Here is a 15,563-nt window from a genome sequence, read left to right as displayed (position 1 = left end):
AAGCCTGACTTCAACCGTTTTTTGAAAAAAACAGCGAAATAGGCCATTCCAAATACCTTCTCCCATCCGGACTGTACCGTCGGCCTTGGATTTGCACCAAGTCAGTCGCTATCAACTGCTTACGATAGCGAGTCGCGGGCTCAGACGTGCGTTCGTCATTACCGCCGGTCGGGAATTGCACCCTACCCTGAAGGCTGGTATTCAGTTATGCAAAGTATAGCACACTTTTATCTATTGTCTTTCTTTTTTCGACTAAAATGTGCTTAACAGTTCAAATTACTTTTCAAAAACTGTTTAGCAGATATAGATGTTCCCCTGAAGCAATTTGTTTTCCTCACTTTCTTAGCTTCTGTGTTAATCTATCACCTTACTTTCCACTATATGACACCAAGAATCATTAATATATTACAAAATAAGTTAAAATATTACAAAAACATTGATTTCCCATTAATTGTATTATATTCTCATTTTGTACCATCACTACTAATAATCGGAGGAATATCGATGAAAAAGGTAGTTGCTGGTTTTCTTTCTCTCACTCTATTAGCTAGTCTCTCAATTTCTGCTACTACTACAGAAGTAGAAGCAAAATCTTCAGAGATCAAGAAAACTGCGGGATCCATATATTACGACTATGAGCCCAACAACAGTAGAGAAGCGGCTAATCCGTATTCAATCGGTGGGCAAATTAATGGTAATATAGAAGATAGCAAATTTGATTACTATAAGTTCACTGCTGAAAAATCTGGTACCATTCGAGTACAATTTGCCTATGCACGTGGAGATATAAATTCTTCCAAGTATCAGGATTTTTGGCTTGAAATAGTGCAAAATACTGGCCCTTCCGGTGTCCGAGCAGACTACTATCATCATTCATTTGATAAGCAAGTCGTTGCAGGCGAGACATACTATTTAAGAGCAGCAAGAGCTTCTTACGACTCGTCTATGAGTAACGCTTACTCAATCTATACCTATTACGTAAATTAATTTGACTACATGCGTCCAATCAGTAGAGTGCGAGTGGCCTATGCCTGATTGTATTAACACTTTTAGAATCGTGTCCTCTCGCTACAACTGGTAGAGAAATCGTCCGATTGATGGACGGCTCAGGCTGTCGAGAACTTTCGACAGCCTTTGTACATGTAATCATTTTATAAACCATACACTTCTGTATCATATCTGTCTTTTTTTGGATCGAATGTGCACAGCGACTCAGATTACGCCTCTAATACTCTTAGCAGCTCTAGCAAATCTGTGATGTACACCACTGGTGTCACCTCATGGCGCTCCATATCCAGCTGGTTCCCTTGATACGCAATAAATGCTACTTGTCCATCGGTGGCCGCCCTTCCATCAATCCACGAATCGCCAATCATCGTCCATGCAGAGACAGGCCAATCAGGATGCAGATTTCGAATATAGTGGATGCCGGATGGAGAAGGCTTCAAGGTCGTCATTTGTTCACGGGCCACGATTTCGTCAAAATAGGACGCGATACCCGTCTCGTACAGTGCTTCTACTGCAGCAGCATAGGCATTGTTGGTCAATATATACAAATGGTAGTTCTCTTTTAACTTATCCAGTACTTCCACCGCATGCTTCTCCAGGACAGCTCCATGCATCCCTTCCTTCTCGATCGCGGTAACTGCTTCCCACATAGCTTGTTCCAGCTCACTTGTCATTCGCTCTGATTGTCTCCCAATCTCTATCAATTGAGAGGCGGTATGCTTCTCCCACTCTAGAGTTGGCTCACAGATGCCATGGTCCACCCATTGCTGAAATATGGCCTGCTTCATTGCTGGAAAGTTGATTCTGGATTGCAATAATGTATTGTCCATATCGAAAATAATGCCCTTATGCAAGCTCCTGTTCATTGGAACCCTCCTATTTGAGTAATCCGATGATGTTACCTACTTTCTGCCTCAAAAAGCTTCTCGTTCAATTGTACAGCAAGTTTCGCCCAATCCGTTAAGAAAACCTCTATCGAGGCCTATTCACGGAGGAACGACCACGTTTTAGCAGAAAATTTTCATTCGCTCCGGAAAGTTTATGCTTGTTTGCTTTCGCACTGCAAAGCAATTAAACTTTCCAATACGTTCAAAAAAACGTCACCTGCATGCAGGTGACGTTTTTTTGAACAAGTGCCGCGTTCCTATTGCTTCTTCTTGGCGCTGTCTACTTCATACGGCACGTCCTTTGGAACTCCTCCAGCTGGCCAGTCTTGTGCCTTTTTGGCAAAGTCTGGACGCGGCTTGGACAAAATATAGGCAGCTAGGTCCGCTGCTTCTTGATCCGTTAGCGACCCTTGCTTGATACCGCCCATTTCCCCTAGAGGCATGTTGCGCTGAATGTAGCCAGCAGCTTTGGAAATTCGGGCCATACCTGCACCAATATTGAAGGAGTTATCCCCCCATAGAGCTGGTCCAGAGTTTGGGCCTGTTCCTGAACCATCAGCTGCATGGCATTGTATACACGATTTTTGAAAGAGGGCTTCTCCATTTGCCACATTCGGTTGAGGTACGCTCTTCATATCATTTTTCTCTATCCACGGGCGCTCTTTAATTCCTACTGGTACATCTGTTGAGATATACGTCAGATAGGCAACCATCGCTCTCATTTCATCGCTGTTGTAAGGCAATGGCTTTCCGTTCATACTTCGTTGAAAACAACCATTGATGCGATCCTCAATGGTAAGCACTTTGCCAGACCTTGGAATGTACTGGGGATAGACTGCGGTGACACCCGTTAAAGGAGAGGTCGCATCCATTCCGGCATTGCCGTGACAGCTGGAGCAGGAGAGCTTATTCCCTGTGTACTCAGGGATCGCTGTGCTCGTTTCATTCATTAACTTATGTCCATACTTAATCGATTCTCCCAATGGCCCTTCTGGCACCTTGTCCAAACTAGGCGGGGTGTACGTATCTAGACTGATCGCTCCGGTTGCCCCACTCGCTGTTTTATCTTTGGACTCACTCGCTGTTGAGGTGGGTTGAGCGGTCGGCTGTGTAGCGCAGCCTGCAAAGACCAGCAGCGCCACTACTACCATGGACAGCTTCTTCCAGCCTGTCTTCTCTTTTTTGATCATAGGTCTCACTCCTCCATGTTGATCGTGCATTCACTTCATGAGAGTAGCAAGAGACATGCCAAACCATAGAAGCAGGAAACCGAACGACTCGGCGCTTCCGAACAGCAAGAAAAAGAAAAGACCATGCCAAAATGTCATGGTCAGTACGCGACAAAATGTCACGGTCGCAGCTCGTACTCTTCGATTTTTCGATACAGATTACGTACGCTGATCCCCAGCTTCTCAGCTGTCTTGGTCTTGTTCCATTGTAGAACGTGCAGCACATGCTTGATATGTTCTCGCTCTACATTTTTCAGTAAAAATACCTCTTCCTCCCCAGTATCTGCTGATGAAATGAGCTTCCGATCTGACCGGTTGTGAGGTACTGACTGCTCGTGAGGAAAGAGATCCTTAGCGTCAATTTCCTCTCCTTTTGCCAAAACGACAGCACGTTCGATCATATGAGCCAACTCCCGAACATTCCCTGGGAATGAGTAGGCTAAAAGAGCTGTCTGCGCGTTCTCAGAAAGCGGTTTGACTGGATACTTACGCTTGAGTCGATTCAAAAAGAACGCCGACAGTGGCAAAATGTCCTCTCTTCTCTGGCTGAGAGGCGGAATCGTTATATCCATGACATGCAGCCGGAAATAAAGATCGGATCGAAACGTTCCTTCTTCCACTTTCTTCTCCAGATCGGCATTGGTAGCAGCAATGATACGAACATCCACCTTGTGCAGAACCGGGCTCCCTATTCGGCGAAATTCGCCGGTTTCCAGAAAACGGAGCAGCTTGACCTGCAAAGGAAATGGCAAGTCCCCCACTTCATCCAAAAAGAGCGTCCCCAGGTGGGCAATCTCTACCAGTCCTTTTTTCTGAGCAGTTGCGCCTGTAAAAGCTCCCTTTTCGTGCCCAAACAGTTCACTTTCCAGCATCGTTTCAGGTATTGCTCCCAAATTGATCGGTACGAATGCCTCGGATGCTCTCTCACTACATTCATATATGAGTCTCGCGATGACATCCTTCCCTGTCCCACTTTCCCCTTTTAAGAGAACGAGAAAATCCGTACTGGCTACTCGCTTGGCAGTTGCTAGGACCTCTTTTAGCTTCGGGCTTTCCGCAACGATTTGAAACGTCGTTTTCCCGTTTATCGATAGAGCTTCTCTCAACTGTTGGTTTTCCTCGGTCAACAGCTGTTTTTCGACGGCCTTGGAAATCAAAACCTCCAATTCATTGAGGTTGTAAGGTTTTGTCAAATAGTCATAAGCGCCGCGTTTCATCGCTTCGATAGCTGTCTCAATTGTTCCGTGTCCGGTCACAACGATGATTTGAATGGCAGGAGAGCTTTCCTTGCACCATTGCAGGAAGGAGAGACCGTCCATCCCGGGCATTTTCAAATCAAGCAAAATGACGTGAATCGTTTCGCTGGTTACTAGCTGCTGTGCGCTGATTCCGTCAGATGCTTCCAGTGTGGTATATCCCTTCCTCTTTAATCGACTGGTTAATAGATGGCGGAAATCTGCTTCGTCATCAACGATGAGTATACGAGTGTCAGTGTGCATCTTTTGTTCATTCCCCCTTTGCCGACGGCAGGATGACCGTAACAGTCGTGCCTTTGTTTGGCGTACTTTCGATCTCGATTTCTCCGCCTAAATTCGTCACAATCCCGTAGCAGACCGATAACCCGAGACCAGTCCCTTTTCCAGGAGGCTTGGTTGTATAAAAGGGCTCCAAAACATGTGGCAAATCTGCTGCAGGTATACCGCATCCATCATCTCTGATCCATAGACGGATTCGATCATTCGAAGGAGAATCCGTTGCTATCTCAATATTTCCTCGCTCCTGGGTCGCGTACAGCGCATTGGTTAACAGATTAAGCAAGATTTGCTGAAGCTGTCCAGGCGTAGCGAGAAGAAACGGAGCAGAGGCCAACAGAGACTGGTTAACCGTTACCTGTTTGACACGTATTTCATGGGACAGAAGAATGAGAATGTCTGATAGGACTTGATGAATATCTACTTTTTCTACGGTAACTGGTGATTTTCCCGAAAAATGCAGCAATCGGGTCGTGATTTCCTTGCAACGGTTAATTTGTTTGTCCATCGTGTCCAAGTATTGGGTAAGCTCTCCTGTGTCCTGTAAATCTCGAATATCCTCGTCCACTAAACGGTCTCGCAAGTCTTGTCCATACAACGACAGAATGCCTAATGGATTATTGATTTCATGGGCGATGCCCGACGCCAAAAGTCCAATAGCAGCGAGCTTGTCTGCTTGTGCGATAGCGGCTTCCAGCTCTCGTTTCTCCGTGATGTCCTCGATGACCTCCAGAAAAGCAGACGACTCTTTCTCCGGATGCAGAGGGAAAACCTGATGTCGATAAAATCGGGCACGCCCATTCTGATCAACTCTGGAGGAAATAAGGTCGGTCTGCTTTTGGTTTACCATTTGTCGCGTTCGGAGCATGCAACTACTGCATGAACTGAATTGCTGACCAATCGTCTGATGGCAGTCTTTTCCCAGGAGATTAGCCGCATCCTGGAACCACGCCGACGCTGTTTGGTTAATCCAGCGAATGCGAAAAGATTCATCTACGAGAATCAACCCCATCCCCATGCCACTGACGACGAGATCAAGCCGTTTTTTTTCTTCGAGAAGCTGATTGGTCTTCATCTCCAGACTTTGAGCCATTTCATTGCAGGACGCTGCTAGCCTGCCAATTTCGTCTGAAGTCGTCACAGGAATACGTACGGATAAGTCACCACCTGCGATTTTTTGCACAGCGGATTCGATCTTTTCCATTAATCGGCTAAACGAGACAGAAAACACAATGCTAATCCCCAGAACGATGAGTGCGATGAATAAGGTCGTAAAGAGCAGAGATTGTTCCAATTTTGAAAAGGCAGCAAACGCCGTTTGACTCGACTGTTCCAGCATAATGACCCAATGTGTGACAGAAGAGCGCATGGCATAGTTGACCATGCTATCTCCATTGGAAGCCTGATACGTACGGATAACAGGCTTATCCGTTCGATTTGGTAGTGTCCAGGCGGGAGGAACCGCTTGTTCATAATAGGTCAAAGAGCCATCAGAAGGCTTGCCCAGCATAAACGGATCTGCAAACATGCCGCTTTTCCCATCTGTGACAAACAAATAGGCCTCATTTTCATATCGAGCTCGCAGTGTGACTTGTTCGAGCAACTGTTTTACATTGAGCTTTGCGTACATGCCGCCTTTTACACCTTTGGCAGATACATGAGGGATTGCGACCGTCACCAGCAGCTTCCCTTCCGCTGATCGGACAATGCTTCCGATGTATGGTTTCCCCGACTGAATGGTGGGGAGAAGTTGGTTGTCCTGCTCCCTGGGTATGTCCAGCCTTTGGTGTTTCCAGCGATTCAGCAAATACTCCGACTCTCCATCCTGATTAAAAAGCGCGACCTCCTCCATATAAGGGGAGGTTTTCAATAACGTATTCAACAAAAAATAAGCATCATCATCGCTAGGGCGCTCATTGAGAAAACGCTGCTGAACCACCTGCATGGATTGGGAAGTATGTAAAAAAAGCATATCTAATTGCGCCAACGTATTTTCCACGTAGATCTGATTAGCTCTGTCTACCTCTTCTCGAACCTTTTCTTTACTGGTATGCAAATTGATATAACCGAGAATCAGAAAAGGGATGATGGACATGCATAGCCCAAACAGGAGCATCTTTGTCTTCAGTCGATTGATGCGCGGTAGTATGCTCCTCCTCATTTATTCTTCACTCCATACCATTCTTGTGCCAGTGACCACTGTTGATCTGTTACGGTAATCGGAAGCTTGGACAGGGAAGTGGCATTGACAGCTAAACGCACGTCATCGGGCCATTCGATTGACAGAGCGGTGGGAGGAACTCCATCCAACACCCGAGCCACCATATGAGCAGCCTGCATGCCTTGTGCATGAAAGGAAACGCCGTAAGCGGCATACAAGCCAGCCTTCACCTGCTCTGGGTAAGAGCCCATGACAAACAATTGCTTATCGATCAAAAGAGGCAAGCAATCGGTAATCGCGTCTTCCAGAACATAGCTAGGTAAAGGAAGCATGGCGTCGTATTCTCCTGGAGAGAGCCTACTGAGCAATTGTTCTAGGTCTTTTGAGGAAGCAACCTGCTTCACCTGCAAGCGAACGCCAAGCAAGGAAGCAGCTGACCCTGCTTCTACGATAGCTTGCTCTGTCGTAGGAGCATGAGAATCGGCAATGATCAGAATGCGCTTGGCATCGGGCAACAAACGAGTTGTCAGCTCCAATCTTTTCCCAATGACATTCATTTGGCCATTGCTGATTCCACACGTAACCGTTCCCTCGGTCTCAACAAGAGGCAGCTCTACCGATGAGGCGACACCAATAAAAACAATGGGAACCGTCGTTGTCTCCTGTTGAATCAAAAAGGTCTCGTGCGCCCCTGTCGTTACGATTACATCAGGCTTTTTTGAAATCAAGTCCTGGACAAGGGAGCGCTCCTCTTCAAGAGTCGGAACCGTATTCAAATACACAGGCACATACTGAACACGTGCTCCTTCACCGAGACCTAGCGATTGCAATCCTGCCTTCAATCCCGCTACTTTATCTTTTCTATCCTCATTGGCAATCACAATTCCTATCGTGTACGGATCTACGTCCTGTTTCTGCTGACTACTGGACCAATCGAGCAGAGTTCCTGCCACTAACAAGCTGAGAAAGAGGATTTTCTTTTGTTTCTTCATAGGTATCACATCCAACTCTCATCATAGCGGCAAATGATTGCAGAAAATGTGAATAATTAACAAACCTTGGTCTCTAACGAAAAAACAAAAAAGCACCAGCAACAGACTGGCGCTTTTTCCTGGTTATCCTTTAGGGAGTGCTGGTCGATGTATCCCCAGGGGCACGCGGCACATCCGGCTTGCCTTCCGGGTTGTTGTACAAATACGTCGGTACATCGCCAATGATCAAGGAGTGCGTGATCGGGATTTTTGTCGTGACCGTCTGCTCCTCAGTCGCAAAAGGGATAACAATGCGCAGATCGACCTCCACAAAAATATATACCGTCGCCAGCACCATATTGATGCCTGCTTCCTTCAGCTCTGTCTCCAGCTTGGTCTTAACCGAGCCAATGGGCACGAAAGTCACTGGCAAATTCGGCCCCATTGATGCCAAAAAGGAGTTCCCCGTAGCCAAACCAAGCGGGATCGTGCGGTCTACTTTTTCTTGCTCGAACTCTTGGAGCTTGTTTTGGACTCTCGCTGTTGTTTCGCCCACGATTCTCGCATATTCCTTGAAGTTGAACTGGTACGCTTGAATCTGCCCCTCGTTGTTCTTTTCAATTTTGACAATCTGATTGAAGTCGACGCCTTGCTGCGAAATCCGCTTGGTTACGGCATCTGTTATCGCTTCTTTCGCCAATTGCTCGGCTTTTTGTGTCGCCAGGATCAAGAGAGTAGGCTCCAATCGATTTTGCAAAAACACAAGTGTCTGTATCGTCAAAACAAAAAAGATAACCAATGCGATCAAAAACGCTTTCGTACGTGAAAGCGGGTTTCTCCAACGCCGACGGGGTCGAAATACGGCCAATCCCGACACCTCCCAACTGGTACATCCTATGGTTAGAAGGTGGAAAAAAGACTACGTGTATCAAGTAGCCAGATTTCTATTTTTTTGGGGAAAAAACAAGATACAAACTAAATCCGATCAGCCCTGCGACAAACATCAATTGGGCAAAGACCAGCATCCCAAATAAAGTGAAGGCACCCGTCATGAATGGAGCGATGAGAAAACCAGCGAAGTACCCGCTTCGACTCAAGAGCCCCTGCACCCCCATCACCTTGCCGCGCAGCTCATTTTGGGCTTGTTGCAAGAGTGTGCTCTCATAAACCTGTGCTGCGCCGGAAAACAGACCCGCGAAAATCAAGAGCAATAGCACAGACACAGCATGGTTTGCCGCGAATGCCCCTGCAATCCCCACGGAAAAAACAGCATAACCGACGAGCATCCCATTCACCAGCTTCACCCGCAAGCGAGCTGCCACATAGGAGCCAATCAAGCCTCCGACGCTCATCGCCGTCCACATCAATCCGTGCAAGGTAGCATCACTGCCACGCAACTGATCCGCCAAAAAAGGCAACCCGAAATTATACGCAGACGTGCTGAGCGATACGAGAAAAGCTAACAGGCTAATCGTCAGAAGCACAGGTGTTTCCCGCAAGTAACGAAGGGTGACACGAAAGCCGCTCGCTGCTTTTCCTCTGATACCCGCATCAGATGACGTAGCCAGTGCAGTCATTCCCTTCTCCTCCCAACGAAGTCTCGTCAGAATCCATGCAGAGAAAAGAAAGCTGGCGGCATCCAGAGCGATCACAATCGTATAACCGTAGTGATCTGTCAGCCATCCTCCCAGCATGAAGCCCATGATCCCTACCAATGACTCCAGCCTGACCTTTAATCCATTGACCTGAACCAGTTGCTCACTCCCAAAAATTTGTGGCAAAGATGCCTGAAAGCTAATATGAAACAGCGTATACAGCATTCCATTGAGAAAAGCCGCTGCGATTAAAACATACGGCGTTGGATAAATAGCGATGGCCAAAATAGCAAGACCGGCCCCCAAGTCGCTTGCGATCATGGTACGCCTTCTGTCCATTCGATCAGCCAATATGCCTGCCAGGGGACTAAACAGCATCCCCCCTAGCTGTCTTGCAACGAAAAAAGCGGTCATCCAATAAGCACTATGTTCAAATGTAAAAATCAACGCGCTACACGCGATCAAATTCATCCGTGATCCCAAGGATGACAACGCATTGACATACAAATACCATTTCTTATTCATCTGCATCCAAACCTCCCCGATCATGACAGGTGGTTTGAATCAACGCCCCCCTCTAGTGGGTGCGTACACTGATTATGGCAGTTGACATGCGCATGCCTCCTCTTGAATGAAAATCAGAAAAAGCTTATGTTTCTCGAAATATTTTGATGGGGGACGTTTCCCCAAATCTTCCTGTACGGCATTTGTTGCCGTACCTCCATAATAGGTGGTGAGTGAGCTGATTGTCGATAGCACAAAAAAGACGCTTTTTCTTTAAAAGCGCCCTAAACTCAAGTAATCCTGTTGATTTACAATACAATAATAATAGTAAATAATTTCCTTTTGGACAAGCTCAGGCTATCACTACTCTTGAAATTTGATCATATGGTGTAGGAAGTATGACTTTCGTTTGGGAGGTTATTTATGAATCTGGCACGTCTGGAACAAGCATTTGGCTCCCTCGTTTCGCCTACTCCTGCCCAGCTTAGACACGCTCTCATTTCCCTGTCTCCTTGCATGGAACAACTCCGTCCATACATCCCGGAGCCGCTAAACCTACCCTATGGACGCAAAGTATTATTCTCCACGCCACATGTAGAGGTTGTCTTGATCCATCTGCCGACAGATCAGGAATCCATCCCCCATAATCACGGTGACTCTTTTGGATGGGAATTGGTAGTTTCAGGCACGCTAACGAATATGATTTATGTCCAAACGAATAATGAAAATGAAGTACAACGAGCACAAACAACACATGTCAGCACGGGTGAATACTATTTTGTAGAGCCTGGGGAAATTCACGCCATTCGCAACAATGGGCAAAGTCCTGTTATTTCCGTAAACGTTTACAGTCCTCCATTGCGTAATTGCCGCCAATATTGTCCCTTTGAACCGACAACTTAATACTGATTTTTGTTTTTTACAGGTTTTCTGTTATTTCCGATAGCTCATCCGCAGAGCTGGCTACCTGTGCCACCGCTTGGTTCATATCCTCCATGACTTTGAAGAAGTTTTCCAGCTCACGCTGAATTCGTGAGCTCTGTTCTTTACTGTCAGAGACAGCGCTCATGATTCCTTCAAAAAAGGCATTCGTCTCGTTTACTACCGCCGTGCTTGATTGGACCAGCGCCTGAATTTCTACAACGACAGACGAGAGGACCACTGTCTGTTGGTTCGTCTTCTCGATCAGCTCACGCACACCGAAAACTGACTTTTTGGTCTGTTCTGCCAGCTTGCGTACCTCATCGGCTACGACAGCAAATCCGCGTCCCTGTTCGCCAGCACGTGCTGCTTCAATCGCAGCATTTAACGCCAAGAGATTTGTCTGCTCAGCAATTGCCGTCACGACCTCTACAATGCCTTGGATCTTTTCTGCGTTTTCCTCCATCGCGTTCATTTCTTCCGAGATTTGCTTGACGCTGCTCTGAATCAAACACATTTGTTCCTGTTGTTTTTCCAGCTTTTCTTTGCCTTCACGGGACAGGTCTTGTGCTTTCGTGGAAAAGCCCGTGCCATTTTCAGCAAAACGAAGCACTTCTCTCGACTGTTCTGTCAATTGCACAACAGACGCGCTGTTTTCTTCTGAGACCGCTGCCAGCTCATGCGCAGAATTGGTCAGGAGGATTCGCAGCTCGTCCTTTTTGTCTTGTTCCGCTCGCCGCGCCTTTTCATGCTCGTTTTCGTATTCCTCCAGCACAATTTGCTGTTCGATGTTGAGAATCTTCGTGACAACCGTGAGGGCTTGTACGAATTCGTCCTTGTCCGCGATGTTTTTATGCAAGAGATCTATCAAGGAAACCTGTATGTTTTGGAACGCACTCAAGTACCATTTTGGTTCCAAGCCAATTCTCATATGAATAACCGCAATTCTACTGCGCTGTTCTATGTAAGCACTGTCGATGCGTCCGCAAAACATTTCGGAGATATGGCGGTTCAGCGTTAATTTCAACCGTTCAATCGTGCTGTTTTGGTTGACAATCTTCATTAAAAGCGGTTCTTTCTCAATACTGGCATAAAAATAGTCGACAATAGCGTCAATATTTTGAATGATAAGTGGCTGAAGTGCTTTCACAATGGTCAGGTCTTCTTCGGTCAGGTTGATCATTGCTAGTTGCTTCGTGAGGGTGTTTTTCCCTACAATTTGCACTTCCCCCTTTTCCTTCACCCCCTGAAAAAAAGATTCACTTTTTCCTTTCCCTTTCAAACCAAAAAAGGTGGAAAACGGACATGTGCTCATAGCCTGAACTCCTTTTATCCGAGTACATATATATCTGGAATATCCTTTCAATTATATACCCCTTTACAAACGGGTGTAAACCGCCCACCTTGACCATGGGCGGTCGTATGAGCCTAGCTACGCCTACATTTCCGCTTTCCTCACGACTGCCCGTTGCAGCTTCCAGCTTGTCTTGTCCCACTTCCAGTACGACTCCACATACGCGATCGTATCGGCGTTGGCAACACCGCTGACCCTCTGTGCCCCTTTTAATTCACAGATGCCATCGCGGTTCTCATCGATGGGCTTGAGCACGCTGAACGTGTTAGGCATGACCTCTACGGGAGAAACCAGCTTCCCGTTCTTGTAGACACCATTTTCTTCATAGATTTTTTTGCGATCAGACAAATCGAGAACAACAGTCTCCCCCGTCTCCTTGATCGTCATTGGCACTTTGTAATGATCCTGATAGGAGCCCGAAATCGTCAAGGGCTGCGGAACAGGCAGAATCGCCGGCTTGTTGTCCTTGTCTGCGAACAAATAAAACTCAGACGTCCCTGCACTGCCCCCAGTCGGCGCCTGAAGCAAAATTTGTTGCACACCCCCTCCGGTAAAATCACAAAAGAACATCTCCGGCTGATAAGCGCCATACGGTGTGGTAAAAAAGGTTGTTTTTTTCGCAACGGGGTCTTGAACCATGATTTTTACACGTTCGAAGTAAGGACTGTCTGCCGCAAATCTCTTTCCTAGCAACGTAACGAGATCCGGCCGGCCATCGCCTGTCACATCCTGCCGTTTGATCTGAATTTCCTCGAACACAGTCGGAGGAGGCTGTACGTCTCTTGCCTCCAAGGCAAAAGCTGTTTGTCCCCACCCGGCACCTGTCAACATCCATACGATGCAGCCAATCATACCTGCCCTCTTGTTTGTCCACATGTCGATACATCCACCTTTTCATCTGTTCAGCTTATCTGTAGTATGCAAAAAATGGCTTTGGTCAAACCGTCCGAAACGGTAAAATAAGAGGGAGGGATCGTAGAAAGTGAGGAACACTATGGCAATGAACGTGCGGTATTATTTGGAGCGACTGGACTCGTCGGGCGTGCATTGCTGCAGCTCCTCTTGAAAGATGACGTATATGGAAAAGTCATCGCTGTCATCCGCAGCGGGAAAAAGGACGAGTTAACGTTCATACGTATAGGGTGAAGACTTTCATCGAGGAGGCGAACTTGCATGACGACTCCCAAGCAACAGCGTGCATCACAGGCTCCGCCCAGCCGCCGAGCGCTTCGCTCTGCTTATGAACTGATCCTCACACAGATCTGGCCCCGTCTACCCGCCGCAACCGAAACCACTTGCAGGAGAAACGATCATGAAGATCAGACTGGTACAAAACGGAATCATCACTGAGATAGAAGACATCGAAGAGGCTGCTACTCCACCTGTGAACGGGTTTTACTGGATTCATGCCGCGCCATTCGATTTGGATATTTTACAGCCGCTGTTCGGACTGCATCATCTGGCTATCGAGGACTGTATCGACGAGGAAGAACAGCGGCCCAAGCTGCAAAATTACGATGATCATTACTTTATGGTCATCAATGGCATTACCTTCCACAATCATGATATCTTCTTGCGCGAAATCAATATTTTTTTGGGCAGCAGCACCATCATCACTGTAACAAAGCAGGAGGCCCCCGAATTCGCTACCATGCTGTCGATCATCCGGGAAAAAGAGGTCAATCGCCCCGACGCGTTTCTGTACTACTTGGTAGATCAAATTGTTGATCGTTATTTTGATGTGACCGAAAAAATTGAAGACCTGCTCGAAGATCTGGAAGAACAAATTTTGATGCACACGAAAAAATCCCATCTGGATCAAATTATCGGGCTGCGCAGTGAAATCTTGTACGCCCGTAAAATGCTTGTTCCCCAGCGGGATTTGATTGACGCCCTACATAAAAAAGAACTCCCGCTCATTCAGCCTTATCTGCGGAAGTACTTTGGCGATATTGTAGAGGATGCCAGCAAAATTGTAGAGAGCTTTGAAGCGTTTCGCGACCTCATCGGAAACTTGCGCGAAGCGTATCAAGCGGCGCTTGCCGGCAGAGCCAACGATATTATGCGTGTCTTTACCGCCTTGACGACGATTTTTATGCCGTTGACGATTGTGACCGGCATTTACGGGATGAACTTTGATGTGATGCCTGAGCTGCGTTCACCCTACGGCTACTACATCGTGCTGGGATGTATGGCGGCTATCGGCACGACGATGTTTTTCATTTTCAAAAAGAAGGACTGGCTCTGATTATACCAAATCACCACAGGCGATGATCATAAGCGTCAGCATTTTGGACAAGTCACACTCATAAGGATGCTCGATATCCCTACCTTCTTCATCCACCAGAACTCTGACGATCGGGCGGCTCGGCATTCCTTTGTTCGAGTCGACCACGACACCAGACAGCCCATTGTTCAGAGTGACGGTCAGACCAACAGGGTAGAGTGCAATCGTATTTCGCAAAGCCTCTACATACACATGGTCAAACAGTTTGCCTGAACCGGAGTAGAGCACCTCCATCGCTTCGTGAGGAAGCATTCCGCGACGGTATACCCGATGCGATGTCAGGGCATCGAATACATCAGCCACTGCCATCAAGCGACCAAACGGATGAATCTCTTCTTTTTTCAGGTGCCGAGGATATCCGGAGCCATCCCAGCGCTCGTGATGCTGGAAAGCGCAATGGGCTGCAAGCAACGGGATGTCGTCTTGTCGACGAAGCATTTCAAAACCGATCTCCGTATGTCTTTTCATGATTTCAAATTCTTCTTGCGTAAGACGGCCTGGCTTTTTCAAAATGTTGTCTGGGATATGCACTTTTCCGATGTCGTGGAGCATACCGCCAATACTAATCTCCAACACATCTTTTTCCGAACAGCCGGTATTTATGGCGAGAGCTGTGCTATACAAGGCAACGTTAAATGAGTGCGTGAATATGTAATTGTCGAAGGCACAAGCATCTGCCAATAAATTCATGGCTGAATCACTGTTGTTCAGTTCATCCGCAACGATCTGCATGACATCTCGCAGCTTACGTCCCAAACCCTTGTCCGAAAAAAGCTGCTGCCATTTGTCCGGGACTTGATGAACGGTTCGGAATGTATCATGAATCATGGACATTGCTTGTCTGCGAGTATTTTCGGAAATGACTGTCTCCACGATGATATCATCGGTACGCTTGTCTTGGATGTAGAGACTGTTCACGTTTTTGATTTTGAGTCGATCTATCATTCGTTGGGTTAGTTCTACTCCGGCCCCAACGAGAATCGTTCCATTCTCTGTATAGATGGAACGAGCCAGTTTATCACCCGGCTGGCATTTTTGAATGGATTTCAGTCGCATTTCCTTTCCTTCGCCTTTCCTCAGGGTATCCCTATTATAGCGTGATTCGACTTGATTC

General features: G+C 47.0%; 13 protein-coding genes and 1 riboswitch. Of the genes, 3 read left to right on the top strand and 10 right to left on the bottom strand.

Annotated features, from left to right (window positions below; translation table 11 throughout):
• Positions 1-50: 50 nt before the first annotated feature.
• Positions 51-199: riboswitch (FMN riboswitch) on the bottom strand.
• Between the two features lie 305 nt (positions 200-504).
• Positions 505-987 carry a hypothetical protein gene (locus EL268_RS05315; RefSeq protein ID WP_106653564.1) on the top strand — a complete coding sequence of 161 codons (483 nt, stop codon included), beginning with the start codon at positions 505-507 and terminating at the stop codon, positions 985-987.
• Positions 988-1,217: 230 nt separating this feature from the next.
• On the opposite strand, the gene EL268_RS05310 is transcribed toward EL268_RS05315, so the two are convergent.
• From EL268_RS05310 to EL268_RS05280, 7 genes are all read right to left on the bottom strand, one after another.
• Positions 1,218-1,874, bottom strand: a complete 657-nt coding sequence (locus EL268_RS05310; protein WP_106653563.1) for an HAD family hydrolase — start codon at positions 1,872-1,874, stop codon at positions 1,218-1,220.
• 278 nt (positions 1,875-2,152) lie between these two features.
• Positions 2,153-3,085, bottom strand: a complete 933-nt coding sequence (locus EL268_RS05305) for a c-type cytochrome (protein ID WP_106657606.1) — start codon at positions 3,083-3,085, stop codon at positions 2,153-2,155.
• A 158-nt stretch (positions 3,086-3,243) separates the two neighbouring features.
• Entirely contained in the window at positions 3,244-4,623 is a 1,380-nt protein-coding gene (locus EL268_RS05300; protein ID WP_106657605.1) for a sigma-54-dependent transcriptional regulator, read from the bottom strand.
• A gap of 7 nt (positions 4,624-4,630) precedes the next feature.
• On the bottom strand, positions 4,631-6,817 hold the full coding sequence (locus EL268_RS05295; protein ID WP_106657604.1) for an ATP-binding protein: 2,187 nt from the start codon (positions 6,815-6,817) through the stop codon (positions 4,631-4,633).
• A complete protein-coding gene (locus tag EL268_RS05290; RefSeq protein WP_106657603.1) occupies positions 6,814-7,809 on the bottom strand; it encodes an ABC transporter substrate-binding protein in 996 nt (331 codons plus the stop codon). Before EL268_RS05290 ends, EL268_RS05295 begins: the two co-directional genes overlap by 4 nt.
• A gap of 130 nt (positions 7,810-7,939) precedes the next feature.
• Complete coding sequence (gene yunB / locus EL268_RS05285) at positions 7,940-8,665, bottom strand: sporulation protein YunB (RefSeq protein ID WP_106657602.1); 726 nt, start codon at positions 8,663-8,665, stop codon at positions 7,940-7,942.
• A 67-nt stretch (positions 8,666-8,732) separates the two neighbouring features.
• A complete protein-coding gene (locus EL268_RS05280) occupies positions 8,733-9,908 on the bottom strand; it encodes an MFS transporter (protein WP_106657607.1) in 1,176 nt (391 codons plus the stop codon).
• 402 nt (positions 9,909-10,310) lie between these two features.
• On the opposite strand from EL268_RS05280, the gene EL268_RS05275 reads away from it, so the two are divergent.
• Complete coding sequence (locus EL268_RS05275) at positions 10,311-10,790, top strand: cysteine dioxygenase (protein ID WP_106657601.1); 480 nt, start codon at positions 10,311-10,313, stop codon at positions 10,788-10,790.
• 16 nt (positions 10,791-10,806) lie between these two features.
• On the opposite strand, the gene EL268_RS05270 is transcribed toward EL268_RS05275, so the two are convergent.
• Positions 10,807-12,123 carry a globin-coupled sensor protein gene (locus EL268_RS05270; RefSeq protein WP_106657600.1) on the bottom strand — a complete coding sequence of 439 codons (1,317 nt, stop codon included), beginning with the start codon at positions 12,121-12,123 and terminating at the stop codon, positions 10,807-10,809.
• Between the two features lie 123 nt (positions 12,124-12,246).
• Positions 12,247-13,038 (bottom strand): hypothetical protein, encoded by a 792-nt coding sequence (locus EL268_RS05265; RefSeq protein ID WP_106657599.1) that lies wholly within the window; start codon positions 13,036-13,038, stop codon positions 12,247-12,249.
• 436 nt (positions 13,039-13,474) lie between these two features.
• Here EL268_RS05265 and corA point away from each other — a divergent pair, with 436 nt between their 5' ends.
• Positions 13,475-14,410 carry a magnesium/cobalt transporter CorA gene (gene corA, locus EL268_RS05260; protein ID WP_106657598.1) on the top strand — a complete coding sequence of 312 codons (936 nt, stop codon included), beginning with the start codon at positions 13,475-13,477 and terminating at the stop codon, positions 14,408-14,410.
• On the opposite strand, the gene EL268_RS05255 is transcribed toward corA, so the two are convergent.
• Positions 14,411-15,505, bottom strand: coding sequence for an HD-GYP domain-containing protein (locus EL268_RS05255; protein ID WP_106657597.1), 1,095 nt, complete (start codon positions 15,503-15,505; stop codon positions 14,411-14,413). It abuts the gene before it with no gap.
• Between the last annotated feature and the right edge of the window lie 58 nt (positions 15,506-15,563).

Origin of the sequence: Brevibacillus brevis, assembly GCF_900637055.1 — a bacterium.
Lineage (GTDB): Bacteria > Bacillota > Bacilli > Brevibacillales > Brevibacillaceae > Brevibacillus > Brevibacillus brevis.
Note: the sequence above shows the minus strand (reverse complement) of the source record. Positions and strands in the feature narration are given on the sequence as shown.

What these genes read in the sequence shown, in the direction of transcription:
- EL268_RS05280 (WP_106657607.1), bottom strand. Translation starts at nt 9,908, where the DNA reads ATGAATAAGAAATGGTATTTGTATGTCAATGCGTTGTCATCCTTGGGA.
- EL268_RS05295 (WP_106657604.1), bottom strand. Translation starts at nt 6,817, where the DNA reads ATGAGGAGGAGCATACTACCGCGCATCAATCGACTGAAGACAAAGATG.
- EL268_RS05315 (WP_106653564.1), top strand. Translation starts at nt 505, where the DNA reads ATGAAAAAGGTAGTTGCTGGTTTTCTTTCTCTCACTCTATTAGCTAGT.
- EL268_RS05300 (WP_106657605.1), bottom strand. Translation starts at nt 4,623, where the DNA reads ATGCACACTGACACTCGTATACTCATCGTTGATGACGAAGCAGATTTC.
- EL268_RS05275 (WP_106657601.1), top strand. Translation starts at nt 10,311, where the DNA reads ATGAATCTGGCACGTCTGGAACAAGCATTTGGCTCCCTCGTTTCGCCT.
- EL268_RS05290 (WP_106657603.1), bottom strand. Translation starts at nt 7,809, where the DNA reads ATGAAGAAACAAAAGAAAATCCTCTTTCTCAGCTTGTTAGTGGCAGGA.
- EL268_RS05265 (WP_106657599.1), bottom strand. Translation starts at nt 13,038, where the DNA reads ATGTGGACAAACAAGAGGGCAGGTATGATTGGCTGCATCGTATGGATG.
- EL268_RS05255 (WP_106657597.1), bottom strand. Translation starts at nt 15,505, where the DNA reads ATGCGACTGAAATCCATTCAAAAATGCCAGCCGGGTGATAAACTGGCT.
- EL268_RS05305 (WP_106657606.1), bottom strand. Translation starts at nt 3,085, where the DNA reads ATGATCAAAAAAGAGAAGACAGGCTGGAAGAAGCTGTCCATGGTAGTA.
- corA (WP_106657598.1), top strand. Translation starts at nt 13,475, where the DNA reads ATGAAGATCAGACTGGTACAAAACGGAATCATCACTGAGATAGAAGAC.
- EL268_RS05310 (WP_106653563.1), bottom strand. Translation starts at nt 1,874, where the DNA reads ATGAACAGGAGCTTGCATAAGGGCATTATTTTCGATATGGACAATACA.
- EL268_RS05270 (WP_106657600.1), bottom strand. Translation starts at nt 12,123, where the DNA reads ATGAGCACATGTCCGTTTTCCACCTTTTTTGGTTTGAAAGGGAAAGGA.